The following is a 1,594-nucleotide window of genomic DNA, read 5'->3' on the forward strand; positions in this document are numbered from 1 at the left end:
TTATTAAGCCTGTATGTTTAAAATGAAATAAGCCCGGGGTTTTTAAATTTGATTAGTAAAAGAAATTTAAAACAGCGGTCCTATGGCCGCAAAACCCCGAGACTTATGGAAAGTGAATTTACAAAAAATCGGACAGGCAGGCAGCTTGATTTCACCGGAGATGCTATTTATGTAGGTATCGATGTCCACAAAAAGCAGTGGAACGTTAGTATTATGGGTGAATATAAGGAGCATAAAACTTTTGTTCAGCCTCCTGATGCAGTTGTATTGGGTAATTATTTACGGGATCATTTCCCAAATGCTACGTATTACAGTGTTTATGAAGCAGGTTTCAGCGGATTTTGGGCCCATGAAGCACTAACACAAGAAGGTATAATCAATAAAGTGGTCAATGCCTCGGATGTGCCAACAACAGATAAAGAAAAGAGACAAAAAAGCGACACTGTGGATAGCCGTAAATTATGCAGGTGTCTACGGGATGATAGTTTAACGGGTATTTATGTGCCGAGCCGCCAGCAGCAGGAAGATCGCAATGCGGTACGCCTACGGAAGAAATTGGTCCGGGATATAGCCCGGTGCAAGAACAGGATCAAAGGATTGTTGAATTATTATGGGATCAGTGTACCTGATGACATGGGAGAGGGTTATTGGCCAAAACGGTTTATAAAGTGGTTATCGGAACTAAACTTTGACCAGGATAGCGGTAAGTTTACTATGTCAATAATTCTTGGAGAACTGATCAGCATCCAAAAACTCAAGAAAGAACTTGATCGACAGCTTGTGTTGATGGCAAAGCAGAAATATGAGGACCAGGTCAAGCTACTCCGCAGTATTCCAGGTATCGGGTTGATAGGATCATTAACGTTCTTGACCGAGTTAGGGAATGTGAAACGCTTTAAAAGTTTTGATCAACTGTGCAGTTATGTTGGTCTAGTCCCCAATGTATACAGTAGTGGAGAAACGGAACATGTAGGTCACATGACCAAACGGAAAAACATTTACTTGCAGCCATTACTGATTCAATGTGCTTGGCAGGCAGTCGGTAAAGATCCCGCTTTAATGAAAGCATATCAGGATTGGTGCAAGGTAATGAAGGCTAATAAGGCTATCATTCGGATAGCAAGGAAATTGCTCAGCCGGATACGTTTCGTATTAGTTAATCAAAAGGAATATACACTCAGAACATTATGAAATAGAAAGTGCGTGCATTGCCTGCCAGAAGTCAGATAGATATCAATTTTATAACATCTTGATGGGATGGACCGAAATTTTACCGTTGCAGGAAAGCTGCTCTATTAAGCCTACGGCCTCCCTTCTTTTATAATATGAAACAGACTTGCAGCCCTGAAAAGGTTCTGCTAATAGAAGCATGGTTATAAAAACAAAAATGAGTTTTCTTAGGCATACACTCTTGAAATAAACCGGCAGCAGCCGACCGAAAAAAAGGCTGACAGATGCCAGCCTTGTAATTTATTTCCGTCGATCAGGTTAACCCTGACAGGTTGCTCTCCAGCAGAGCCTGGTTCTGTTTTGCCCGATAAATACTAAATTAATAAAAAAACACTCCTGCGCTTGCATTTTAACATAGAAACGG

General features: G+C 41.0%; 1 protein-coding gene. It reads left to right on the forward strand.

Translation table 11 applies throughout. From position 1 onward, the window contains the following. Nucleotides 1-105: 105 nt before the first annotated feature. The gene (locus DSL64_RS28780) at nt 106-1,191 is read left to right on the forward strand and encodes an IS110 family RNA-guided transposase (protein WP_115834429.1); all 1,086 of its coding nucleotides are present in this window, start codon (nt 106-108) and stop codon (nt 1,189-1,191) included. The last annotated feature ends 403 nt before the right edge of the window (nt 1,192-1,594 follow it).

The sequence above is a fragment of the Dyadobacter luteus genome, from assembly GCF_003383615.1.
Classification (GTDB): Bacteria; Bacteroidota; Bacteroidia; order Cytophagales; family Spirosomataceae; genus Dyadobacter; species Dyadobacter luteus.